The 20,669-nt window shown below is 52.0% G+C and carries 29 protein-coding genes; 1 reads left to right on the top strand and 28 read right to left on the bottom strand.

Annotation, left to right across the window (positions count from 1 at the left end; translation table 11 throughout):
• Nucleotides 1-178: 178 nt before the first annotated feature.
• The 25 genes from JNUCC32_RS31415 to JNUCC32_RS31295 form a co-directional block, all read right to left on the bottom strand.
• Nucleotides 179-364, bottom strand: a complete 186-nt coding sequence (locus JNUCC32_RS31415; RefSeq protein WP_192572791.1) for a hypothetical protein — start codon at nucleotides 362-364, stop codon at nucleotides 179-181.
• Nucleotides 365-721 carry a hypothetical protein gene (locus JNUCC32_RS31410; protein WP_192572790.1) on the bottom strand — a complete coding sequence of 119 codons (357 nt, stop codon included), beginning with the start codon at nucleotides 719-721 and terminating at the stop codon, nucleotides 365-367.
• On the bottom strand, nucleotides 721-1,383 hold the full coding sequence (gene thyX / locus JNUCC32_RS31405) for an FAD-dependent thymidylate synthase (RefSeq protein ID WP_430623477.1): 663 nt from the start codon (nucleotides 1,381-1,383) through the stop codon (nucleotides 721-723). The genes JNUCC32_RS31410 and thyX overlap by 1 nt, the downstream gene beginning before the upstream one ends.
• 50 nt (nucleotides 1,384-1,433) lie before the next feature.
• The gene (locus tag JNUCC32_RS31400; protein WP_103110256.1) at nucleotides 1,434-1,640 is read right to left on the bottom strand and encodes a hypothetical protein; all 207 of its coding nucleotides are present in this window, start codon (nucleotides 1,638-1,640) and stop codon (nucleotides 1,434-1,436) included.
• Nucleotides 1,641-1,767: 127 nt separating this feature from the next.
• Nucleotides 1,768-2,199, bottom strand: coding sequence for a dUTPase (locus JNUCC32_RS31395; RefSeq protein WP_192572788.1), 432 nt, complete (start codon nucleotides 2,197-2,199; stop codon nucleotides 1,768-1,770).
• A gap of 17 nt (nucleotides 2,200-2,216) precedes the next feature.
• Complete coding sequence (locus tag JNUCC32_RS31390; RefSeq protein ID WP_192572787.1) at nucleotides 2,217-2,570, bottom strand: hypothetical protein; 354 nt, start codon at nucleotides 2,568-2,570, stop codon at nucleotides 2,217-2,219.
• Nucleotides 2,567-2,776 carry a hypothetical protein gene (locus JNUCC32_RS31385; RefSeq protein ID WP_192572786.1) on the bottom strand — a complete coding sequence of 70 codons (210 nt, stop codon included), beginning with the start codon at nucleotides 2,774-2,776 and terminating at the stop codon, nucleotides 2,567-2,569. Before JNUCC32_RS31385 ends, JNUCC32_RS31390 begins: the two co-directional genes overlap by 4 nt.
• Before the next feature lie 20 nt (nucleotides 2,777-2,796).
• Nucleotides 2,797-3,450, bottom strand: a complete 654-nt coding sequence (locus JNUCC32_RS31380) for a PhoH family protein (RefSeq protein WP_192572785.1) — start codon at nucleotides 3,448-3,450, stop codon at nucleotides 2,797-2,799.
• Nucleotides 3,451-3,646: 196 nt separating this feature from the next.
• Nucleotides 3,647-4,678, bottom strand: a complete 1,032-nt coding sequence (locus JNUCC32_RS31375) for a ribonucleotide-diphosphate reductase subunit beta (protein WP_192572784.1) — start codon at nucleotides 4,676-4,678, stop codon at nucleotides 3,647-3,649.
• A 37-nt stretch (nucleotides 4,679-4,715) separates the two neighbouring features.
• Entirely contained in the window at nucleotides 4,716-5,210 is a 495-nt protein-coding gene (locus tag JNUCC32_RS31370; RefSeq protein ID WP_192572783.1) for an NUMOD4 domain-containing protein, read from the bottom strand.
• A 19-nt stretch (nucleotides 5,211-5,229) separates the two neighbouring features.
• On the bottom strand, nucleotides 5,230-7,545 hold the full coding sequence (locus JNUCC32_RS31365; RefSeq protein WP_192572852.1) for a ribonucleoside-diphosphate reductase subunit alpha: 2,316 nt from the start codon (nucleotides 7,543-7,545) through the stop codon (nucleotides 5,230-5,232).
• 152 nt (nucleotides 7,546-7,697) lie between these two features.
• Nucleotides 7,698-7,865: a hypothetical protein gene (locus JNUCC32_RS31360; protein ID WP_192572782.1), complete on the bottom strand. Its 168-nt coding sequence runs from the start codon at nucleotides 7,863-7,865 to the stop codon at nucleotides 7,698-7,700.
• Nucleotides 7,865-8,407, bottom strand: coding sequence for a crossover junction endodeoxyribonuclease RuvC (locus JNUCC32_RS31355; RefSeq protein WP_192572781.1), 543 nt, complete (start codon nucleotides 8,405-8,407; stop codon nucleotides 7,865-7,867). The genes JNUCC32_RS31360 and JNUCC32_RS31355 overlap by 1 nt, the downstream gene beginning before the upstream one ends.
• Nucleotides 8,352-8,567, bottom strand: coding sequence for a hypothetical protein (locus tag JNUCC32_RS31350; protein ID WP_192572780.1), 216 nt, complete (start codon nucleotides 8,565-8,567; stop codon nucleotides 8,352-8,354). Before JNUCC32_RS31350 ends, JNUCC32_RS31355 begins: the two co-directional genes overlap by 56 nt.
• Nucleotides 8,567-9,580 (bottom strand): hypothetical protein, encoded by a 1,014-nt coding sequence (locus JNUCC32_RS31345; protein WP_228469032.1) that lies wholly within the window; start codon nucleotides 9,578-9,580, stop codon nucleotides 8,567-8,569. The genes JNUCC32_RS31350 and JNUCC32_RS31345 overlap by 1 nt, the downstream gene beginning before the upstream one ends.
• A 5-nt stretch (nucleotides 9,581-9,585) precedes the next feature.
• Complete coding sequence (locus JNUCC32_RS31340; RefSeq protein ID WP_192572779.1) at nucleotides 9,586-10,671, bottom strand: DNA polymerase; 1,086 nt, start codon at nucleotides 10,669-10,671, stop codon at nucleotides 9,586-9,588.
• 182 nt (nucleotides 10,672-10,853) lie between these two features.
• The gene (locus JNUCC32_RS31335; RefSeq protein ID WP_192572778.1) at nucleotides 10,854-12,533 is read right to left on the bottom strand and encodes a DNA polymerase; all 1,680 of its coding nucleotides are present in this window, start codon (nucleotides 12,531-12,533) and stop codon (nucleotides 10,854-10,856) included.
• Nucleotides 12,534-12,661: 128 nt separating this feature from the next.
• Nucleotides 12,662-14,107, bottom strand: coding sequence for a hypothetical protein (locus JNUCC32_RS31330; protein ID WP_192572777.1), 1,446 nt, complete (start codon nucleotides 14,105-14,107; stop codon nucleotides 12,662-12,664).
• A 2-nt stretch (nucleotides 14,108-14,109) separates the two neighbouring features.
• Nucleotides 14,110-14,331 (bottom strand): hypothetical protein, encoded by a 222-nt coding sequence (locus tag JNUCC32_RS31325; RefSeq protein WP_192572776.1) that lies wholly within the window; start codon nucleotides 14,329-14,331, stop codon nucleotides 14,110-14,112.
• On the bottom strand, nucleotides 14,328-14,774 hold the full coding sequence (locus JNUCC32_RS31320) for a hypothetical protein (RefSeq protein ID WP_192572775.1): 447 nt from the start codon (nucleotides 14,772-14,774) through the stop codon (nucleotides 14,328-14,330). The genes JNUCC32_RS31325 and JNUCC32_RS31320 overlap by 4 nt, the downstream gene beginning before the upstream one ends.
• Complete coding sequence (locus tag JNUCC32_RS31315; protein WP_192572774.1) at nucleotides 14,775-15,023, bottom strand: hypothetical protein; 249 nt, start codon at nucleotides 15,021-15,023, stop codon at nucleotides 14,775-14,777.
• A 30-nt stretch (nucleotides 15,024-15,053) separates the two neighbouring features.
• Nucleotides 15,054-15,830 carry a single-stranded DNA-binding protein gene (locus tag JNUCC32_RS31310; protein ID WP_192572773.1) on the bottom strand — a complete coding sequence of 259 codons (777 nt, stop codon included), beginning with the start codon at nucleotides 15,828-15,830 and terminating at the stop codon, nucleotides 15,054-15,056.
• A 306-nt stretch (nucleotides 15,831-16,136) separates the two neighbouring features.
• A complete protein-coding gene (locus JNUCC32_RS31305) occupies nucleotides 16,137-16,703 on the bottom strand; it encodes a hypothetical protein (RefSeq protein WP_192572772.1) in 567 nt (188 codons plus the stop codon).
• Nucleotides 16,700-16,867 (bottom strand): hypothetical protein, encoded by a 168-nt coding sequence (locus JNUCC32_RS31300; protein WP_192572771.1) that lies wholly within the window; start codon nucleotides 16,865-16,867, stop codon nucleotides 16,700-16,702. The genes JNUCC32_RS31305 and JNUCC32_RS31300 overlap by 4 nt, the downstream gene beginning before the upstream one ends.
• A 193-nt stretch (nucleotides 16,868-17,060) precedes the next feature.
• The gene (locus JNUCC32_RS31295) at nucleotides 17,061-17,723 is read right to left on the bottom strand and encodes an RNA polymerase sigma factor (protein ID WP_192572770.1); all 663 of its coding nucleotides are present in this window, start codon (nucleotides 17,721-17,723) and stop codon (nucleotides 17,061-17,063) included.
• Between the two features lie 138 nt (nucleotides 17,724-17,861).
• Between JNUCC32_RS31295 and JNUCC32_RS31290 the strand changes: the two genes are divergently transcribed.
• On the top strand, nucleotides 17,862-18,077 hold the full coding sequence (locus JNUCC32_RS31290) for a helix-turn-helix domain-containing protein (RefSeq protein ID WP_192572769.1): 216 nt from the start codon (nucleotides 17,862-17,864) through the stop codon (nucleotides 18,075-18,077).
• Between the two features lie 66 nt (nucleotides 18,078-18,143).
• Here JNUCC32_RS31290 and JNUCC32_RS31285 read toward each other — a convergent pair whose 3' ends face one another.
• Genes JNUCC32_RS31285 through JNUCC32_RS31275 form a run of 3 tightly spaced genes read right to left on the bottom strand, consistent with a single transcriptional unit; the run spans nucleotide 18,144 to nucleotide 20,666 of the window.
• Nucleotides 18,144-19,124: a toprim domain-containing protein gene (locus tag JNUCC32_RS31285; protein WP_192572768.1), complete on the bottom strand. Its 981-nt coding sequence runs from the start codon at nucleotides 19,122-19,124 to the stop codon at nucleotides 18,144-18,146.
• A complete protein-coding gene (locus JNUCC32_RS31280; RefSeq protein WP_192572767.1) occupies nucleotides 19,121-19,276 on the bottom strand; it encodes a hypothetical protein in 156 nt (51 codons plus the stop codon). Before JNUCC32_RS31280 ends, JNUCC32_RS31285 begins: the two co-directional genes overlap by 4 nt.
• Before the next feature lie 49 nt (nucleotides 19,277-19,325).
• Nucleotides 19,326-20,666, bottom strand: a complete 1,341-nt coding sequence (locus JNUCC32_RS31275; RefSeq protein ID WP_192572766.1) for an AAA family ATPase — start codon at nucleotides 20,664-20,666, stop codon at nucleotides 19,326-19,328.
• Nucleotides 20,667-20,669: the final 3 nt, after the last annotated feature.

The raw sequence follows: 20,669 nt of genomic DNA, 5'->3' as shown, positions 1-20,669 counted from the left end.
TCGATTCCGGACGCTGTTATACCGCTGCAACCGGTATCGCATAGCGCAATGTAGGCGGTGGCTTCGAACGTGCGCCATTCGGACGGAACCTTGCCTGTTGATTCCGTCTTTGCTTGCGCCTGCTCTACGCCGGTACTAACGCCGGTAAATGCGACTGATACGGCGACTATGGCCGCGATTACTGCTCGGATGTGACCACCTCCTCTTCGTTAGGTACTTCCGTATCGCTTACGGCCTCGAACGACCATTCGCGCGGATAGTCTTCGTTGAATAGCATGTCTTCGATTCGACCGCAGATTAAATCGCCACTTGCGACTTCTTCCGGATCGTATACGACATAGCCGCGTATCTCGACTTTGCGCATTTACTCCGCCTCCTTTTTCGAAATGACGACGCTAATATGGCCGGCATCTTCGCGTATTTCTGACGATTGGTAGCGGTTATCGTATTCGTCCTCTTCGTGCCAATCTACGCTATACTCAACGCCGTTTACGTCGACGCATACGATGTCGTTGTACGTGGTGATGCGGCGATAGTCCGGTTTATCTACGACACTCAGGCGGAGGAAGCCAACGTTTTTGTTTGCGTGATGGTACGGATTAGGGCGAGTACAATACGTCATGGATTCCGTAATATCGGACATGTGTAGGAACGCGATGTCATCCGTAGGGATAACGAGTTCCTCGCAGTTTTCGAAGAATATCGAGAGAGATAATACCATCAGACCGCCTCCTCTTTCGCTAGTAATTCGCCAATAGCGACGGGGAATCGCGCCTCGATCAGCGTTAATACCGCCTTGGCGTACGCCTGGATTTCAACCTGCGCATCGTGTTCGAGACGTTGCGCTAGGAAATGCGCGATACTCTGTAGGCTGGCGGTCCAGTACCATCGGACATACATTCCGTAAGCTGGAAGGAATAGACGGGCTTGCTCGGCACAGATTCCCTCCTTTAACGCTTGAGCGTATAGTTGGACGCCGTCCTCGATATACTCGGTTAGTATCGCGGACCACTGGCCGTCATCTTTCTCGATTGGCTCTCCGCTACCTTGTTTCGAATTTTCTGGCGCGCTTCTCCATTCTCCGACTTCCGGTACGTAAAACGTCAACTCCTCCGTAATATAGCGCCGGCTCGATTCGTTCCAAGCGTCGAGGCTATCTCCGGTTCCTTCCATGTGCGCAGAGCCGACGATATATTTCCACCATTGGCGCGCAACCATTAACGGCGCGTACACTTCGAATTGAGCGATGGCGTGGCGGAATGGCGACGTATGGCCTTCTCGCGCGAGGAACTTAATGAGGCGGATATCGCGCTCGGTCAGCTCGTGCGATTCCTTTGCGTAGGATACTCGCGCTGCATTTGCGACGGTTAAGTCCGATCCCATTACGTCGACCAGGCGGACATATCCGTTATCGAGTACGTTGATTCTATCGGTCAATTGGCGTCCTCCTCACTTACGTATACGTTGACGGTGACGTCTGCGCAGTCGTCCGTTACATCGCGGAGCCATTGGCGGCCGTTCTCGTGCATCTCGCGCAATTTATCCGCTTGTTCTTCCGGACTGAGTGCGTCATAAATGGCGTCCAGTTCCTCGTCAAACGGAACCCGCGCAGTCATTTCGAAGATTAGTGTGCGTTTCATTTGCGTTCCTCCTTCGTTAATTTACCGTTAAGCCATTCCGCCAAGCGTACGAGTCCGATAGCGACCGCGAACTCTCGCCAGGCTTGCGCGTGTTCTTCCGCGAGTTCGGCGAATGATTTGCGCCGGCTCATTTGCCGATTAAGTCCGACACTGACGGAAGCGCTTCGAATGCTTTACGCATGTTCTCGGCCGCCTCTTCCGCCGTCACTCCGTAACCTTCTTTCGCGCTCGTTCCGTCCTGCCTGGCGTGATTCTCCGCATTCTTTTTGAGATAGATTGCGTAGACATCATCCGCAGTCAGTCCGACTTTGTCCGAAAGGCTTACGAGGAAGTGCCACATATCGATGACTTCGCCCTGCAGCGCTGTCTTATCGACCGGCTTCGGATTCTTCCACCACTTCCAGTTAACTTCGCGTCGGATCTCGTCAATTTCGGACTCCATTGCGAGCGTGATTCCGATAACCCACTCGTCAACCGTCTTATCGATGCCGCGTTCGGAAATGATGCGATCATCCAGCGCTTTTTGCATTGTGAAGATTTGCGTTAGTTTACCGTTCAATCGGCGTTCTCCTTTCGTTATTTGAGTGCGTCAAGAATCTCTTTGACGGTGTAATATTCCGGATTAACAACGTGCATTACGTAATCCGGCAGGCTTAGCAGACTCGCGGCGAATAAAATTAATGCGCCGATACCACCAATAAACCAGCCCATAAACACGTAAAATTCCATGTCTTCGTTGTACTTCTCCATTGTGAGCCGCGCCAACTTATATACGACAATCGGTATGACGACGACCACTGCCAGACTCAACAGTCCGTACGTAATCCCTTCCGCCACCATCTGACGCGCCATCACCTCGTAGACATGCGTCACGGCCACGCCTAATTGTTGCGCCAATGATTCGATGTACTCCGCAATCTTATCGTTCATTTCTCGTCCTCCTTCGTAAATGTAACGCACACGACTTCGTACGTATGCTCCCCGCGACCAAAGCGCTCGTCATCAGCCGCTAAGTCCTGCGCAGACCTTACCGCGTCAACCTTCCGGCTGTACGTGCGCAAAAATCGGTTTTTCTTCGACAGTCCGTACGGATAGTTGTCGCGGAGAATAGCGTAATGTTCTTGCGACCGACTCATTCGCGTCCTCTCCTCTCGCTTTACCAGCGTAATTTATCGGCGTGCTGCGCCAGCTTACCGCGGAAATTCACCGTCAACTCACATACGGCCGCATACGGTTCGTTGCGGAAATGTTCGATGTACGGGACAAATCCGGATTTACCGGCGTCCTTGAGATCACACTGACCGTCATGTCCGATAATGATGACGTGGCAGTCCGTGTGAATCCGCGTAAGCACCTTTTTAAGCTCGCCGCGTGTTAAGTTCTGCGCCTCATCGATGATTACCGTTTTCCCTTTCAGGTTCATGCCGCGAGCGAATACGTGCGACATCGGATACACCCACACGTCACCGCGCTTCTGCGCCTCCATATTCTCCGGATCGAATATCGATTTCGACGGATTCTCGCCGATCTCATACAGCGCATCGGTTAGCGGAGTGATATACGCGGCTTCCTTTTCGCGCTGCGTGCCTGGGCGGAATCCCATACGCCCTTCTTCGACCGGACTGAATACGTAGACTAGCGGCTTTCCGAGCAGTTTCGCAACGGCGACAGCGAGCGTAGTCTTTCCGGTACCTGATGGCGCGTTAACAATCGTGAGCTGACGGTCGAATATCGAGTTAACATAGGCGCGCTGCTCGTCCGTTAGCTTGGCGGCGAATCCGAAGAATAGCGAGTCTTTCGGTAGTGGCATAGCGTGCGTTCCTCCTTCGTTAGATTGGTTCCGGCGCGGCGTATTGGCGCCTTCCCTGTATATGTTCCCTCTCAGGCGCTTTCCGCACAGTTTGCGGTAATTATTTTTGCGCCTTACATATACCTAGACGTACGTCAACTAGAAACCGTACACCTAAACGCAAAAAAGGAGACGGAAAATTATCCGCCTCCCTCGTTTATAAATCGTCGAATCCGTTGTCGCCGCCCACTTTGCCGTAATTGCGCGACTTCCCTTCGAAAAAGTCCGTTTTCGTTGCGTTGAGCGCATCGTCCGAGAACGGTTTAATCCACGGCATACAGTTAACGTCGACGCCTTCGTATAGATTCGGCAGTCCCATCATGCGCAGGCGTCTGTTCGCAATGTACCGGATATAATCGGACAGCTCGCCGAGATCAATGCCGCGGACGTTAGCGAGCGTATAGCGCGCCCAATTCGTCTCGAGTTCGACGGCACGGTCGATCGTTGCGTAAACGTAATCGCGATTGGCCTGCGTATCGAGTTCCGGGAAGTCTACGAGAAGCTGCTTGAATACTTCCGCGAAGAAATAACAATGCTGGTTCTCGTCGCGTTGAATATACGATATCATCTGCGACGTTCCCATCATCTTCTGATCGCGCGCCAGGTTGTAGAAGAACGCGAACGTGCTGTAGAAGAAGATGCCCTCGAGAATGAGATCCGCGACCAGCGCTTCGAAAAACGTCTGCGGCGACGGCTCATCGCGGAACTTCTGGTATATCGCGCTAATAAACGTATTCCTTTCGAGCAACACAGCGTCATGCTTCCAGTATTCGAAGATTTCGCGCTGTTCCTTATCGCTTACGATCGACGACAACACGTACGAATACGATTGATTGTGCACGACCTCCTGCTGTCCGATAATGGCCGCGATTGCTTCGAGTGAGCTATCGGTAAAATATCGCTTAACATCGCCGACGAACATCGTCTGCATCGAGTCCAGGACCGCGAGCAATCCGATATTAATCTTGAACGTGCGCTGTTCTTCCGGGTCCAGACGCGCAAATTGCTGCGCATCCTTCGCCATCGGAATTTCGTCCGCTATCCAGTGATTGAGCAGCAGGACCTTGTACAGCTTATACATATGCGGCATCCGGATATCGTTCCAGTTGAGAATACCGGAGCACTCTCCGTCAATAATCCGCGTAGATTTATTCGGTGCGTTCGTGTTGAATATCGCTTGTTGGCGCAAGATATCGCCCTCCTATTCGTTATTTGCAGCAGGTGAGTTATGAAGCTTTAAACTTATGTTTTATGTGCCATATAGCCTGCGGAGTCACCCCGTAGTCTTTAGCTATCTCCGAGAGTGTCCGTTGGTCGGCTAATATCTCCATCCTTTGATAATCTTTTAGTTTCGAATTACCGTTATCCTCTCCCCTAACCCTCCTGCCGTCAAAAAGTCCGGTAGCAAACGCGTGCCTGATGTTATATTTGCGATCACACCACTCAAGATTGGATACGAAATTATCAGTTTTAATCCCGTTTCTATGATTAACTTCTGGTAAACCATCGGGATTAGGGATGAAAGCAATAGCGACTAGGCGGTGAACTAAGAACATCTTTCTTTCGCGTGAAGGGCTAACCAGACATATTTGTAGATACCCTCCTTTAATAGGGTTTCCTCTCATAACTCTACGTGTGGTTATGTTCCTAACTAAGCCGGTATCGCTGACCTCGTAGTTGCAAAACCCCTCGATACGTCTCCACGTTTCTCGACCACTCATCTGCAGCCCCCTCATCGTATTAAGACGAACAACTCTGACATTCCTCAATCGTTAATGCACGGCTTCTAATGTAGTAGCTACTCTTGATTCCGGACTTCCACGCGTCAATATGAAGCGCCAAGAATGCGCTCGCCTTAATATCCGGCGTTACGTAAAGATTGAATGATTGCGCTTGGTCAACGTGACGCTGACGGACTGCGGCCGCCTTAATCGACCAGTGCTGATCGATAGTGAACGCGGTCTTGTAGTACCACATCGTGGCCGGCGAAAGGTCTGGCGCAGGATTAGCGATTTTATACGTCGTCTTTTCCTCGTACGACAGCAGCTCGTAAATTGGGTCGATACTGGCGGTCGAACCCGCGATAATGGACGTTGAGCCATTCGGTGCGATCGCGAGTAAATAGCCGTTACGGATTCCGTGCTGAACGACCTGCAGCGTTAACTGCGCCCATCTGTCGTCGGCAACGATAGTGTCCGCTACTGGATCGATATAACCGCGTTTAGCGAAATACTCTCCGCTATGCCAATCGCTGCCCTCGAACGCAGGATATGCGCCTTTTTCTTTCGCCAGGTCAGCGCTCGCCTTTATCGTCAAATACGCGATGTCTTCGTACAGGCGGTCGTTGTAGGCGACGGCTTCGTCCGATTCCCAGCGGATACCCTCAAGCGCGAGTAGGTGGTGGAGACCGAACGTACCGAGTCCGACCGCGCGGTATTGCTGATTCGTATATTGCGCCTGCAGGATTTCGATATTGTTGATATCGATAACGTTATCGAGCATGCGGACTTGTATCGGAATCAAGCGGTCGAGGACGCCGTCCGGAACAGCACGCGCCAAGTGAATCGAGTTCAAGTTACATACGACGAAATCGCCTGGCACCTTCGTAATGATGATGCGCGTTTGACCGTCCTTCGTTACGAGTTCCTCAGTTTCCGTCACGGTCGGCGATTGATTCTGCATGATTTCCGTACACAGATTCGACGAATAGATCATGCCGCGATGACTGTTCGGGTTCGCGCGGTTGACGGTATCTCGATAAAACATGTACGGCGTGCCGGTCTCAAGTTGCGACTTCATAATGCGCTTCATAATATCGATCGCCTGCACGGTAATTCGCGGTAACAACGGATGCGCCAGCGCTTCGGCGTACTTCTCGCGGAATGAGCCGGCGCCGACTTCCTCATCGTAGAAGTCTTCGAGGCCCCATCCGAATGTTTTGCGGACTTCATGCGGACAGAATAGCGCCCACTCGCCGCGCTGCTCGACCGTTTCCATGAAGAGATCCGGAATGCAGACGCCGTGGAAGATATCATGCGCGCGCATCCGCTCGTCTCCGTTGTTTAATTTGAGGTCAAGGAACGCTAGGATATCCTTGTGGAATACGTCGAGATAGACGGCGATTGCGCCTTTACGTGTGCCGAGCTGGTCTACGCTGACGGCCGTATTGTTGAGCTGCCGAATCCACGGAATGACGCCGCTTGACGTGTTCTTATGGCCGCGGATGTCCGATCCTCTTGCGCGCACCTTGCCGAGGTAAACGCCGATGCCGCCGCCCATTTTCGATAGGCGCGCTACGTCCGTATTAGAGTCGAAGATACCCTCGAGTGAATCGTCGACCGTATCGATGAAACACGATGATAACTGTCCGCCCGTCGCCTTGCCTGCGTTCGATAGCGTAGGCGTCGCGACCGTCATGTACAGATTGGACATCGCCCAATACGCCTCTTTGACGAGATCAAGGCGTTTGTCGGCCGGTTCATTCTGCATAAGGAACATTGCGATAACCATATAGCGTTCTTGCGGAAGCTCCATAACACGTCCTTCGAAATCTGTCGCGAGATAACGTTCCTGCAGCGTAAGTAATCCAATATAATCGAAAAGTAAATCGCGTCGGTAGTCGATACACTCGCCAAGCGCCGCAATCTGTTCCGGTGTGTACGCGCTAAGCAATTCCTCGCGATAGATGCCGCGCTCGACCAGTTCGCTGACTAGCGGTAGGAATGCACCGTATGGCCGGTCGCTATACGCCTTATAGCGCCGATTAACTGCGGCCTTCTTATACAGCGTAGTCAATAGCGCACGAGCCGCCGCGAATTTCCATTCCGGAGTCTCCTTCGTTACGAGTTCAAGCGCAGACATAGCGAAGGCCGTCGTAATCTCATCGCCTGATACGGATTCGGCGCGTAGCTTGGCGTTGACGCCGCGTAGGAGCTGCGTCTTATCTACGCCGGCCAAACCGGAGAGAATCCGGTCGGCGAACGTGGATAGGCGGCCTGGATCGAACGTAAGTCGGCGGTTATTAGGCTTCGTTACATATTGCGGTGTGTGCGTGATATGTCATCGCTCCGTTTCGTATTTTTGTATTTGGCGCTCAATCTGCGAGAGTCTGGCGCATAGCCTTGCGATATCTTCGCCCTTAATGCGGAGGGCTTCCGTTAACTGTTCGCGTTCGTGGCGTAAGTAGTGGGCGAGAAGTTGGTCGCGGCTCATACACCACTGCACAGCGGAACGATGTTCGGATCGATAATACCTTCGCCAGTTTCGTCGACATCCCATTCGCTACCACATGACGGACAACTTACGTCTTCCGGAACTTCAAATTTCGGAATAGCAAAACCGCAACCACAATCACAAGCGAAAACAATCCACGTCATTACGCAATCCCTCCGTCTATTAGATTTTCGCGAATTAAGTACGTCAGCGTTACCGTGATTGCATCCGCCTCGTCGCCGTCTTTATTGAGCGGTAAGTCCGGCAGGTTGAAGAATATACGCACGGCTTCCGCAATCATCGCCTTATCGTTCCGCTTACCTGGCGATTCCGTTATCCGCCTTGCCCACGCCTTAACCGTTTGTATATTGATGTCGTAAATTTCGTAATCCGCGAGTGCGAACTCAGTTACTCCGTGGCTTTTGAATATCTGTTTTGTCGGAAGGTTAAACCGCACGATGCCGGCTTCTCGCGGTATCACTCGTTCTATCGGATATTTGCTTATGATCCCCGTTATGCCTGCGTGAATCTGACGAAGACGCTCTCCGTCCGATAGATTAGCGTTAGATTTTATAAGTCCGTAATCAACTAACGTCGGTTTCCGATCAGTGACGGATATGATTGCGAAGCCTGATTTCGTGAGTGACGTATCAAGTCCGAGGTGTATCGTTGTCTTCGCCAGAATCGACCGCCTCCTCTCCGCCATAGTATCCGCACAGAAACAGGACTAGCGCGAGTATTACGGCAACAATGCGCAGGAATAGCGTCGAGTCACCGAATATTAGCTCCATTACGAAGCCGACGCCGAGCGCTACCGCACCGCCGAGTCCAACGAATAGTAAACCGGTCGCAATCCGTTCCAACATTAAGCAGCGCCTCCATTTCGTAGTTTCATAATTTCCGCCAATGCTTTTACCGCGCTATTCTTCCGCCAGTCCGGAAGTCCTGATCGCTGAATCGCGCTCACTTCGCGTTTAATCTGCGCTATTTCCTCGTCTGTTAATGACGCTGATATCAACCGTTTATACGGATTAAACGTCCAGCGACTTATATCGGTCTTTGGCGGAGTGCTTGAGTCGGCTGCCGTTACAATGTCCGCAAAGTGATCGAGAATTTCAGCGCGGTCAGCATCCGTAATATAGACGCCGAACGCCATAATATCCGGATTCTTTTCGAAGTCCTCCGCAGACATGTCCCACGCCTTACGAGCGCCGTTTACGTAGATGATGACGTAGATGTCAACGTCGTACATGATCGAGTAGCAGACGCATTGCTTAACGTGCTTGTCTTCCGCGCCATTACGCATTGAATACGGAGACGTTTTCGCATACGTCGATTGCTTCGACTTTATCTCGAGGCCGACGCGCAGCACTTCGCCATCTTCGGAGACATAGCGCATGATGCCGTCGCAAGTACCGTATAACGCGAATTGCTTACCGCGATGAGTAATTCGTTTCGCTATCTGTGCAAAGTTTTCGAACATCGGCTCGCCGCGGTCATTACGTTCGAATGCGAAACGGCTGGCGCTCATATGTTTCTCTGCGAATAGAATATCGCGCTGGATAACGTCGCCGATCGCGGTACCGATTCGAGTCTGACGCCCTTGATTCGGTTGGCTGGCGCTAATTTCCCGTTTAGCACCGCGAACTTTTTCGTATAAGGCGCGCGGATCTGTGTCGGCCGACGATGGCGAGAAATACGGAATGCCTCGTGGCGGCCATACTTTGCGCGACTTGTCCGATAAGATGTCTGCGTACCAGCGGTGAATCTGCGCGTCGAGTGCGTCGTCGTACACTTCGGGCGCTGAGTGCCAAGCGTTAAGGTAGTCCGTAAAGTCTTGCGCTATTTTATCCGCGATTGATTGTGTAATGAAAACCACACTCCTTATTTATATTTATCTGCGAACTCCGGCAGCGGCCGGTTATTCGCGTAATCCCAATCGTCCGGACCGAATTCCTGCATCCAGCGTTTTTGTATAACGATGTCGGTCGTCAATGGCACGCTCAATTCCGTCGTCTTCGTCATTACATCGTTAATGAGCGCAATCGTTTCTGGCGTCACCTGCTCGTCCGGTACGCTGACGATAATTTCATCGTGTATGGAGGCGTTAAATTCCCAACCACGTTCGCGACAAATTTGCGCAATGCGAATGCCGATGCGCTTGAGGATGTCCGCACCTGTTCCTTGAATGACCGCGTTAAATGCTGCGCGTTCCCAATATCCGATGAGACCGCGCTTAGCCGCTAAGATATCGATTTCGTCCTGTACCGCGAGCATTCTCTGCTCATCGCGTGGAGATGGTTTTGTTATATTGCGAAGCGCCTTCCGCTCGGTATATAACCGTATTAAACGCTGCTCGTTCTTGGTCTGCGCTGCCGCAACGGATTTATAATCGGGAAAACGACGTTTACGTCCGTCCAATGTCTCTACGTACCCGTGTCTGCGCATAAACTCGCGGATATCTGCCACCATCGTTTTAAACGACGGAAATGTACGGTCGAAGTTTTCGAAGAACATATGCGCCACATCGTCCGTTACGTTCATTTTCTTCGCGAACGATTTCGGCGATTGGTCGTACGATACCGCGAGTTGGCCGGTCTTCATCATCTTCCGCGGCTGAAACGTGCCGGTCGGATCGTACGCCTTGTCTACGCAATATTCTTGCGCCAGGCCAAACGTCATCATTGCCATCGTTGTATAAAGATCAACGCCGTCTAAGAAGATTTGCCGCATGGAGTTATCTCCGTATCTCACGTACATTATGTGCGACATATTTCTAGGCTCGATCTGGCCGAGATCAGCGCCGATAAACGTAAAGCCTTCGCGTGGTATGAATTGATTACGGACGCGATTGCCTGCGCCTTTTGACGGCATGTTCTGCAGGTTCGTCCCTTTCGCTACCTTGCGCTCATCAGCGATGAGTTTACGAACAATGGCGTGATAGTTGGCGTCAGTTATCGTCATCCCCATCGATCAACCTCCAAAGATGTACTGCGCTGGGAACGACAAAAGAAATATGAAAATTACCGTAATCCAGAAGAACTTAGCCGACTCTTTTGCTGTATCAAAGAAAAAAGATAACACAAGTCCGATTAAACTAAGACCTGATATTAACGACAGAATAACAAATGCCGTCCACGCTATAATCACGCTTACCCCTCCGTTTCAAATTCGCTTAGAATATCGATCGGTCTGCCGCTATATCCTGCGGAACTATACCGCCCTGTCGCCGTACCGCCCGCCTTGAACTCGGAATGCAGACGCCCGTCTCCTTCGAGCGCATCCGGAATCTTCTTCACGTACGTATTCAGCAATTTCTCGTACGCAGCAACGACCGCCAGCGGTTTTAGCGCTTCTTCCTCTTCGTAATAAACTTCGAGGATCTCCGCAGCCGTCGACCGCGTCTTGCCGCGCTTAAACTGGCCGGTACGATCGCGAATGCCGAGGTAATCGTAAATCAGATACGCCAGGTGATTTCCGTTCGTTATCGTAAACTCCTCTACGAATAACGGCGCGTGTTCCTCGTCTGCTGGCGACAATTCGCGCGCTTCCGTCTGCAGCTCCGCAAGCCTAGCGACCGCGCTCGTATATTTCTTAAGCGTTGTTTTGCCGGCTGCCTCGCATTCCGCGATAATAGCGCGCTGTTTCTCCTGCGCCTCTTTATTCCGTGCGATCCGTTTGCGCTGCGCCTCAACCCACGCCTCGACCTTCTTAGCGTTAAGCGTACGGTCCATCTTCCGAACAAAGTCCGCGTCGATCTTGTACGAATCAACAACGTCCTGGCGCGCCTTTTCGAGCAATGGCGTGAACTCCGCCTCTAACTCCGCAAGTCCGTCGAGATCCACGACGAAGCCGCACCGCGCCATGAATACGTCCGTCTCCGGCAACTTCGAGTCAATGAGCGCATAGCATTCGAGCAGCTTACCGGCGCCACTAGCGGACGGAGCTTTCGCCATTTGAGCGAATTGCCATTCCGTCAGTTTCCATCCGTAGAGAACGTCCTTAATCGCGTAGATGCCGACCAATTCGACGCTGAACGGAGCTGGCGACCGGTTGCCGAACATGTCTTCGAACGTGTAGATTGGACCGTTTATGCCGAAGTGTGCACCGTATTTCGCGATTAGCGGTTTGAGACCGAAAGACTCTTCGTGCTCATTTAGCGAGTTCATCGCATCCAACGAGTCCCATACGCAGCCGCGGATCTCGTATCCGTCTTTAATCGCAACGTGAAGGTCATAGCGCGCCGACCCCATGTGAAACGACTTGCCGTGCGCCTGGCTCGATAAATACGGCTTAATGGCCGCCAGCACTTTCGAACGTGTGAGCTGCTTATCGTCCGCCTTAAACGCACATGTATCATCCAGGAAATCGAAGCCGTCCTCGCCGCGCATATCAACGTGACCGTACGGAAGATAGTAGCCTTCGTCCAATAACGGCAGCCATATCGAAAAGCCAATCGATAGGTCGATATACGTATCTACGCCGGTACCTTCGAAGTCGCCCGCAGTCATCGTTTCAACGCCGAGTATGCGCCAGCGGTCCGTCCATTCCGCCATTTGCCGCCGACATTCCGTTCTCACACGCTCGATGAACGCTGGTAATTCCGCGTCGTCCGTCAGTATGTGGAAGTTGGCCGGCTTTGACCGTAATGTCTCCGCGATCCTTTCCGCGCGCTCACTGTGCTTCCTTTCCGCGAGTAGGCGCGATCCTGCCGCTAATACGTCCGCCTTCGAAATCTGTCCGCCACCGGACCGGAGACTGCCTGTCTCTCCGGTCTTGACGGATTCCTTAACGATGTCTACGAGTTGGCGCTCGCGGTCCGTTAATTTCATTTGGCTAACGCGTTCGATCGCTTCTTCTACGGTTTCGGATGCGTCTTTCTTCCGCTTGGCTGCCGCTTTGACAGCTTCGCGTGCTACCGCTCTTGATGCGCTGTCGTCCGGACGGTTAAGCGAAAGTTTTATTTCGATGTGGATACGCCTCCTTCCGCACGGTCAAAGCGTTGTTCGACCGGTACAATGAGTTTTACCTTAGACCAGCACGCACTTCCACTCGGACGATCAACCGTCGCTACTCTGATGTCGCCGTTATGGTCCATTGCGCTAACTGTCTCGCCGATATGCCCGACTGGTGCGTGCCCTCCGCGGCTGTTCACCACCTCAACGATATCGCCCTTTCTAATCTCGCCGACTTTCCGCCCGATCGCCGCCCATTTCGCTTCCTCTTCGATACGTGCGACCTCCTCTGCGCTGACCTTTTCGATGTTCTTCGCGTGGATATATCCATTGCCGCCGTAAGTGAGGCGTTTAACTGCGTAATCAAAAGAATCGAAAGGGCCGTCGGTGATCTTAGTAATCTGGACGATATGTCCGACGCGATGTTCGTAGTTATCAGCGATAACTTTCGCGTAGTCACCAACGCTAAACACCGGCTTCGACTTCGTCGCCTCCTCGTATTCCTCACGCGTCACCTTGCGGAGTGCGTCGGCGTTGCAGTAACCGCTGTTATTTCCGACAACCTTCAGCGGATAAATGCGGTGGTCAGGTTCGTAAAGTTCGACGGTAACGTAATCTCCGTCTTTAAATCCGGCCAGACAATGCGACTTACTCACGTCAACCACTACCGCATAGCCGCCGTCCGCAAACTCTCCGATTGCTTTCGCACGTTCAGCGGCCTTTTTGGCGGCTTCGACTTCGGATTCGGTGGCGCGGACTAGACTTTCCGGATCAGCCCACGGATTTCCACCGTAGTCGTGACCGTCAATACGTTCGCACTTGTATCGACTATCCGATTCTCTGACGATGTTAACGACATCCCCGTCTTTCCCTCCGAAAAAGCTACGGTGAGAACTGCCGATAACCCTCGCGTACTCACCGACTTTCAAGCGTTCAGGCTGCGGTGCTGGCTCGGCAACATTGACCGGCTCGATTACGGCGTATTCACTTAGGAGGACAAGTTTGCGAGAGTTTCCGGGAATCCTGACGCGTACATCACCGTCACCGTCTGTGTTACATACAACAAATTCGGCACCATTCTCATATTTATCTTCGGTTGGATACTTATCAACGATCCGAATACGCTCTCCGACCTCCGCCTCACGCTTAACCTCGCGATACTCAACCGCAGCCGGCCTCGTCACCTTTTCGTAGACTTCGAATCTTTGCGGATGATAGCGCAACCCAGCACAACGAAGGTCTCCGACGTTATCGCAGAAACCCGTCTCCCCATCCGCGTCAATAACTTCATAGAATGCGCCCTTATCTACGTCAGTATTACGATCAGTTAGCGCCTTAACGATATCGCCCGCCTGCGCCTTACGCTCAACCTTGCGGTATTTAACAGCTTCGCCACTCGCGCCCCTAACCTCGACCTCATTACTCGGAACTACTACGCTCAATTTCGCCATATTTAATCGATCTCCCCTCGGATATTAATCGTTCCCATTGCGTCGTATACTCGTTCTTCTGCGTACTTGACTGCGCAGTCCGTTCCGTAATTAGCGTGAACGTAGCCGCCCACGTCATCAATCCGCTTAACCTCGTCGCCTGCGTAGATTTCGCGGTGACAATACGCACACTCTGCGACTACGGCCGGCTCGTCTGGCGGTGCGAAACGGTCAAACTGCGTCATACCGCCGCAACCTCAACGGGACCGTCCAGCGTCTGCTGCGTATAGATTTCGCGCTGAATACTTAGCGGAAGTTCAATCCAACGCTTTTCTGCGCTCGCTTCCGTAGCCCAATACTCGGTAAGTCCGGTATTTTCGAATACCCAAACGCGCGGTGCTTCGGCTTCTTTCGCGCCAAGTACGCCAATAATATAGTCGGCTTCTGGCTGCGTATAAGCCTCTCCGTTACCTTTCCGCGCATAAACGACCATTTCATTACGGCGGTCCGAGCGGAGCTTGATCGTCTTGACTTGGAACGTTTTCCATGCGCCATTATTAGGCTCTCGCGCCACAATGTCGTATGATTCCCGCGTCTCCGTCTTCGCCACCGTCCAGCCGGCGCAGATTAACGCCGTCCGTGCGAAAGCCTCCGATACTTGTCCAACGATTTCAGTAATGTGCGCCATTCATTCGTCCCCTTCCGGTATACATACGATTTCGATTTCGTTAGACTCCTCCGGCGGCTGTGCGGCGCCGAACGCGGTTGACTCCGCAGGTTCGACGCTCACCGCTATGCTGACCGCAAACAGTCCGTGTTCTTGCGTTAGATTCGTCAGGAACTTCGAAAGATAGGCGCCCGTTTGCGGCAGCTTCTTCGCATCCCTAACGTTGAGTAAGACGGTAACATTGCGCATTTCCGGGCCTGCTACGTCCATATGTGCCGCCTCCTTTCGGTTGATTGCGTGTTAGAACGGCAAGTCCTCTTCCGAAATGTCGAGCGGTCCGTCGTCGATTGGCGTTACGTTATCGTTGGATTGCGTTTTTGTCTGGACAGTGTCGCCAGGCAATACGGACTTATCGATATGGTCCGGATCGGCCTCGTTAAGCAGCGCGATGATATCGTCCTCTTCGCGGAAATTGGCGAGTTCTTCGTAAGGGAACGCGAATCCCACAAACTGAGCGGCCTCTGCCGGTACGTCTGCGTCGCCCGATTCGAGGGAATACGACTTACCGTCGGACGTCTTTCCGATTTTGATTACGTCGCCTACGATCGAATATTCCTTGTTGAATTTCTTCGCGGCCTTCTCGAGTTTGTCGTAGTCGCCGATTAAGTTATTCGCGTGGAACTCTTTAACGTCCAGGACGCGCCAAGTCATATACTCGAGGTCGAATACCGGAATCATAAAGTAGAGTTTGCGCTTGGCCTTCGCTTTGCACGAGATGCATACGCCGCCATTCGGCTTTTGATACGCGGTAAAGTTGGCGCCGACTTCTTTCGGAGAATGGAGACAAGTGTGTTTTCTGACGTAAGTTGCGCGCGTGGCGTAATCTCCGTCCTCGTGGCAGTGGTAGAAGAACCAATTATCCGGGTCTGCGAGCATAACGAATTGGCGGCCATCTTTCAATTCCGCACCAAGTCGGACATATCGCGTTACGCCTTCCGGCAATCCGTCGTTCAGTCCGTTTCCTTTCGGTGCGCTGCGTTCCTCTTCACGCTTTTTCAGTTGGTCGCGAATGGACATTTAATCACGTTCCTTTTCGTTTATTTTGTGCGGAAGGATTGCGCTCGCCTACGTGTCGACCCGCAGGTTTGCGGCTTACGCTTCGGCAAGGTGACGGCGGATTATTCCGCGGCCCTCCTCTCTACGTGCGCGGTGAGAGCTTTCGCAGTCTCCGCATGGTTCACGGCTCCTTCCGCTCGGACACGTCTTTCCTGCGCCCGTGACGCGACATCAACGCTACTTTCCGAAACACGCGGATTCGGCGACCGAGATACCCCGGTCCTTCACGTTGATAACGCGTAGCCGACGCAGGAACATCGGCATTATTCAAACGTAAGCAGCTACGCTTTTCATAATCGTCTTCTTTTCGCGTTTGATATCGAACAATTCGCGTTCCAATTTCGCAATTTCAACGTCAATTTCCGTTATCTTTGCGTTCATATCGGCGATAACCTTAACGGATTCAGACTTCGCTTGCCGTAATTCGCAGTTAGCGCGCTCAACCATTAACTCCGCCTTCTGTACCGTAATACGTTTAGTTTCGCGTACCTCTTTGCGCTGAGCCGCCTTAATCGCGCGTTGGATAATCCTTTCGATCGGACTGCGTACAATCTCGTTAGCCTGCGATTGCGGATGGATTGTGATAACGGTCGATTCCGTCGGCGATACGATAAGGACAACGCGGTTATGTGCGAACATGCGGGCGGAGTTTCCGTTATCGTCGATTACGTCCGGATCGATTAGCGCGGCTTTGCGCAGGATATCCATTACGAACATTGGCGCCTTGCTGCGGTCGATTCCGAAATGTTCGGTTGCGCGGTCGCAAGCGTGAGGAGTGACGAATATCTTGCCGGTGAAATGCGTGCCGGCCTTCGGATCAATAGCGATACTCATCCGACGCGCACCCCTTTCAACGTGAGTTCTGGCGAATAGTAATCCGCGATATCTTCGTGTTCTTCGATGCCTCCGTGATAGGCGACGTCAACGCTGCGTGGATTTTTCGAATTATTTTTCGGGGAAAACGAAACCTTTCCCGCTGTTAGCCGTATTGTAGTCATATAGTTAGCCTCCGTTAGAGTTTTGGGCATGGTTAAAGAAGCGTTTGACAAGCACTCAATTTTTGAGTAAAATATTAAACGTCGAGGTATACTATTGGAATTTTTAGGTAAGTATTATACATAAGCGTCTTGTATGTTATAATTTAATTGAGAACGACTTTCATGCCTGAAAAGCCGTTCTCGGTTTTTCTACCTAGGCCGATATAAACTCGCTTCTTAGCCGAAGACTTTTCGGCAAGTAATCGGATAAATCTCCGTGAACTTTGCGGTCATAGTTTCGAGCAAGACGTCGTAGTTTACGGTCTACGGTGTTGCGTTGAAGCCCGAGCGATTTTGCGATCGCATTCGGAGTCTCACCGCGCATGGTTCCTTCGATGACGGCAATCATCGTTGGATCTAACAGAATCTTGGCAGATTCGAGAAGGGAATCAATCAGTTGGCGCTGGTTGGTTCTCTTCTTTTCTTCATTTTGAAGCGCTTCCCCTTCGACATCCACATCAGCTTTGAGTACCAGCGTTGGCGCGCCTTCACTCTCTGTGGTATGCTCGTCCAGGTAGTGCTCGATCTTCTTCCTTCGGCTGCTCTCAGACCTCACGAAGTCGATCCTTGCGTTCCGAAGCGACGTTCGCATTGCTAGGGCGAACTCTTTGATTTCTCGGTCTTTGGATAGTTTCCAAAAAACATCATCAAAAATCGTGTCCGCATCATTCGGGTCTATGTATCCCATGGTGATTAATTTCCCGCGATTTGGAATGAGGAATACTTTCCTTGCGATCTTGTACATCAAGACTAGTGACTCTTCGCAAGAGTTGGCTTTGTACTCCTGGAACGCTTTATTCAGTTTTTCAAGACTCAAACAACTCACCTCTTTTCAATTTTGTGCGTTACATATACTTAGACGTACTTCAATCCAAAACCGTACACTTTGAAATGAAAAATATGCTAAAATTATTTTTGGGTAAAATTTCTAACACCGACTTGGAGGAGCGCACACATGGTACCTGTTGCCGTGCGCTGCCGTATCTCCGATCTTGCTAGCGAAAAAGGCTGGTCATTAGGCGAACTATCTCGCCGCACAGGGATAAGCAAATCAACGTTATCCTCGTACGATACAATGCGGACAAAAGATATGCCTCTCCGGATTGCCATAATAGTATCAGGCGCTCTCGGCGTCGAACCGGTTGACCTTTACGTTTGGAAATGGCGGTAGCGCTACCCGTAGGAACTTTCGTTCCTGCGCAGGCATCTCGTCCACAATCCTGCACGGTGACTTCCATTATATAACATGTCTGTGTAAAGTGTCGATATAAATTGCGTTTTTGTAACTATTGTTTAGGGCAGTAAGTCCCTTTATTCTCGCTAACTCGTTCGCATCCTTCACGTAACTTGGTACTATCGCAATAGATACGCCTACACTCCCGCGCAAGTCCGCCACGATTCGATTACGCCATTGCCGGCCTGCAGCGTCCACATCGCGCAGAATCACGACCTCCTCGATCGGTGACCTCGCTATCATATCGCGCTTACCGGCGTTCCAGGACGTAGCGCCACCGGTTGCTATCGCGGGTATTCCAGCCGACATCAACGTCATAGCGTCAACCTCCGCCTCCACTAGCGCCACCTTACGCAGCCGCCTCGCATACACGACATCGATTCCGTAGAGCATGTCGCGGATTGGCCGTCCGCCTCGTTCGTACCAGAAGACCTTCGTATCTACGCGCCTATACTTGATCGCGCCGAGACTTCCGTCCGGATTGAACCACGGAATAACTACGGCATTCCTTTCGCGGTCGAATCCGATGCGCATGAGCCGTTGGACCGGTTCGCTAATGCTGCGCTCGCCTAAATACGGATGGCGCCACTTGTAGTGGTCGAGAATCGCGCTATCGAGCGGTCGGTACCGTCGCGCCGTCTCCTGCGTGAGTCTCAGCGGTTTAAGTTGCGGAAGTCCGTCCGAGTTGGCGCTCGTGTCCTCTCCGTACTTATCGCGCAAATACTCAAGCGTTTCGGCCGGCGTTTCGTTGCGTAGGAAGGCCAGCAGCTTAACGATGCCGCCACGTTGCCATTCCGGATCGCGTGCGCCAGGATCGCCCCAATAGCCGGATTTAGCGTCGGCCGTGTCCGCAGTATAAACGTAGAATGATGGCGTGCGGTCATAGCGGAACGGTGATACGGCGATTAAGCGGTCATGCGTCCAAGTTGCACGCTCCCATTCGAAGAGTTCGAGTTCGGCGCGTACGTCGATTGGAATGTTCATACGCCTTCTCCGTTAATGTGCGGAAATACCTCCTCGAAAGTGAAACCGTCAGTGATCGCGGGATGCATATACCGTCTCCATACGTCTTCATACGAACAGTTGAAGAGACCGGCCAGCTCCTTTACGGCATTAGCAACAGATTCGATTGTCATGTTTACGCCTCCCTTATATAGCTATACGAAAGTTGTCCGAAATCCCACGCTAGAACGCAAATTGTTGTGCGGCGGCTTGTCCGGTTTCGAACTCGCGGACGATCCCGTAATTAGGTAGAAACACGATTTCGACCTGCGTATCCTCTCCGCCATTCCGTCCCTTACCGAGTTCGAGTATTCCGCGCCCTTCCTGCGCTAATGTGTCGACGCCAATAAGGAGCGCCGCGTCCTGCAGGATCGCCTTACTCTTCATGACTTCCGCACGTTTTGGCGGCTTCAACTCGCGAATACCGTCCGTCTTTTCCGACGCATCTTCCTCCGCCTGGGTTATAACGTGGATAACCGCGCCTGTTGCTCCGGCCACTCTACGTAAGGCGATCGAGGTCGCTGCCACGTCTCCGCCTGTCGTACGCGATGTATTCGCCTCGAAATCCATATAATAGATCGGATCGATTACGACGACGTCCGCCTTTGTCCGCCGAATGTCCGCCTCAAGCTCACGGATCGTACGGACACTAAAATCCGCATCGTCTACGGCACGAAGCGTTATGTTACCCGCGAGCGTGTCCGGCAGCGTAGTCGCAAATGTGCGCAATCCTTCTTCGAACTCTGGCGACAGGTTGCCGGTTAATAGCGCGCGGTTCTCGAAGCCGGCCTCGTATTTCGCGCCGTCAATCATTGCGGTAACTAAGCCCTGGCGCGCTGATAACGATGAGTAAGCGCGGGCTAACCACTCATAGCGCGACATCTCCATCGCCCACACGAGAACATTTGCGCCTTGAGCTGCGGACTCGATTCCGTCCTCCATCGTTACAACGGACTTACCGCGACCAGACCGGCCGAACCATGCGTAAACGTTGCCGCTAATGTATCCGCCTCCGATCGCTTTATTTATAGACGGAAACTTACTCCGCCAAATTTTAAATGACTCGCCTTTTCGGCGCTTCTCATACTCTTCTAGAAATGTCGTTGCCGATTCTTTAACGTTAATTCCCTTTTGGCAACGAACTGATGTTCCCATTTTAATCGATTGAAGTCTCTCCTGCAAGGTAGAAATTACCGTGTCAGAATCTGAGGAATCGTATAACGTAGGGAGTTCTTTGTTGATCAACTCCGCAATCCTCTGTTTTCCTTCCTTTTCCTTAATTTTTCGTGCCAAATATTCGAATGAGTCCGTAACGCTTGGAACATACATGAAGTCGGGGAAATTCGTAACGATCGTCGCGTAACTTGGTGCACTTCCTCCGTTTTCCTTCGCATAATCGAGCGTAAACTTAACCACGCTAGACTCGAGCGGCGTCGCGAAACTCTCCGGCTCAATGCCGAACTCCTTAAACGCGGCTACGTTATTCTCATCGATTACTTTCGATACAAATAGTTCGCAAGTCATTCG

The organism is Paenibacillus sp. JNUCC32 (genome assembly GCF_014863545.1).
In the GTDB taxonomy this organism is placed as follows: Bacteria; Bacillota; Bacilli; order Paenibacillales; family Paenibacillaceae; genus Paenibacillus_AQ; species Paenibacillus_AQ lautus_A.
The sequence above is the reverse complement of the archived record's forward strand: the minus strand, read 5'-3'. Positions and strand labels throughout refer to the sequence as shown.

Excerpts from the sequence above, each read along its gene's own strand:
- JNUCC32_RS31410 (WP_192572790.1), bottom strand. The coding sequence starts at position 721 with ATGGTATTATCTCTCTCGATATTCTTCGAAAACTGCGAGGAACTCGTT.
- JNUCC32_RS31300 (WP_192572771.1), bottom strand. The coding sequence starts at position 16,867 with ATGACTACAATACGGCTAACAGCGGGAAAGGTTTCGTTTTCCCCGAAA.
- JNUCC32_RS31385 (WP_192572786.1), bottom strand. The coding sequence starts at position 2,776 with ATGAGTCGGTCGCAAGAACATTACGCTATTCTCCGCGACAACTATCCG.
- JNUCC32_RS31305 (WP_192572772.1), bottom strand. The coding sequence starts at position 16,703 with ATGAGTATCGCTATTGATCCGAAGGCCGGCACGCATTTCACCGGCAAG.
- JNUCC32_RS31380 (WP_192572785.1), bottom strand. The coding sequence starts at position 3,450 with ATGCCACTACCGAAAGACTCGCTATTCTTCGGATTCGCCGCCAAGCTA.
- JNUCC32_RS31280 (WP_192572767.1), bottom strand. The coding sequence starts at position 19,276 with ATGACAATCGAATCTGTTGCTAATGCCGTAAAGGAGCTGGCCGGTCTC.
- thyX (WP_430623477.1), bottom strand. The coding sequence starts at position 1,383 with ATGGGATCGGACTTAACCGTCGCAAATGCAGCGCGAGTATCCTACGCA.
- JNUCC32_RS31390 (WP_192572787.1), bottom strand. The coding sequence starts at position 2,570 with ATGAACGATAAGATTGCGGAGTACATCGAATCATTGGCGCAACAATTA.
- JNUCC32_RS31310 (WP_192572773.1), bottom strand. The coding sequence starts at position 15,830 with ATGTCCATTCGCGACCAACTGAAAAAGCGTGAAGAGGAACGCAGCGCA.
- JNUCC32_RS31360 (WP_192572782.1), bottom strand. The coding sequence starts at position 7,865 with ATGACGTGGATTGTTTTCGCTTGTGATTGTGGTTGCGGTTTTGCTATT.
- JNUCC32_RS31355 (WP_192572781.1), bottom strand. The coding sequence starts at position 8,407 with ATGGCGGAGAGGAGGCGGTCGATTCTGGCGAAGACAACGATACACCTC.
- JNUCC32_RS31335 (WP_192572778.1), bottom strand. The coding sequence starts at position 12,533 with ATGAAATTAACGGACCGCGAGCGCCAACTCGTAGACATCGTTAAGGAA.
- JNUCC32_RS31290 (WP_192572769.1), top strand. The coding sequence starts at position 17,862 with ATGGTACCTGTTGCCGTGCGCTGCCGTATCTCCGATCTTGCTAGCGAA.
- JNUCC32_RS31330 (WP_192572777.1), bottom strand. The coding sequence starts at position 14,107 with ATGGCGAAATTGAGCGTAGTAGTTCCGAGTAATGAGGTCGAGGTTAGG.
- JNUCC32_RS31340 (WP_192572779.1), bottom strand. The coding sequence starts at position 10,671 with ATGGGGATGACGATAACTGACGCCAACTATCACGCCATTGTTCGTAAA.
- JNUCC32_RS31370 (WP_192572783.1), bottom strand. The coding sequence starts at position 5,210 with ATGAGTGGTCGAGAAACGTGGAGACGTATCGAGGGGTTTTGCAACTAC.
- JNUCC32_RS31415 (WP_192572791.1), bottom strand. The coding sequence starts at position 364 with ATGCGCAAAGTCGAGATACGCGGCTATGTCGTATACGATCCGGAAGAA.
- JNUCC32_RS31400 (WP_103110256.1), bottom strand. The coding sequence starts at position 1,640 with ATGAAACGCACACTAATCTTCGAAATGACTGCGCGGGTTCCGTTTGAC.
- JNUCC32_RS31350 (WP_192572780.1), bottom strand. The coding sequence starts at position 8,567 with ATGTTGGAACGGATTGCGACCGGTTTACTATTCGTTGGACTCGGCGGT.
- JNUCC32_RS31285 (WP_192572768.1), bottom strand. The coding sequence starts at position 19,124 with ATGAACATTCCAATCGACGTACGCGCCGAACTCGAACTCTTCGAATGG.
- JNUCC32_RS31325 (WP_192572776.1), bottom strand. The coding sequence starts at position 14,331 with ATGACGCAGTTTGACCGTTTCGCACCGCCAGACGAGCCGGCCGTAGTC.
- JNUCC32_RS31275 (WP_192572766.1), bottom strand. The coding sequence starts at position 20,666 with ATGACTTGCGAACTATTTGTATCGAAAGTAATCGATGAGAATAACGTA.
- JNUCC32_RS31320 (WP_192572775.1), bottom strand. The coding sequence starts at position 14,774 with ATGGCGCACATTACTGAAATCGTTGGACAAGTATCGGAGGCTTTCGCA.
- JNUCC32_RS31315 (WP_192572774.1), bottom strand. The coding sequence starts at position 15,023 with ATGGACGTAGCAGGCCCGGAAATGCGCAATGTTACCGTCTTACTCAAC.